This window comes from Halomonas sp. ND22Bw, assembly GCF_003011945.1.
GTDB lineage: Bacteria > Pseudomonadota > Gammaproteobacteria > Pseudomonadales > Halomonadaceae > Halomonas > Halomonas halophila.
Map to the genome: position 1 here is coordinate 1 of NZ_PXWD01000574.1, position 296 is coordinate 296.

Annotated in this window: 1 pseudogene; it reads left to right on the forward strand. The window is 66.2% G+C overall.

Going from position 1 to position 296, the window contains the following annotated elements:
• Positions 1–267: pseudogene (locus CVH10_RS19440) on the forward strand (hypothetical protein); the annotation flags it as partial.
• Between the last annotated feature and the right edge of the window lie 29 nt (positions 268–296).

Consider the following 296-nt stretch of genomic DNA (forward strand, 5'->3'; position numbering starts at 1 on the left):
CCTGCGCTGCTGTTCCTGTCCCGCGTGCATTGCGAGATCGAGTCCCTCGTACGAAGGCTTCTCGGGGGCCGTGCCGATCCGGTGACCGCCGCGTCGATCGGAAACGAAATCGATGTCGTCCTTGCCGAAAGCGGGCGGACGATATCGGTTGGCAAACGCCGTGCGCTGGTGCGCGCGCTGGCCGATCAGTCGATAAGCTTCGATGGACGCGACCGCGCCCGGATGGTGCCCCTGGTCATCGCTTTCTCCGAGGAGCCCGGCGCATGATCCGCCGCCTGCTCACCCTGCTCGGCATG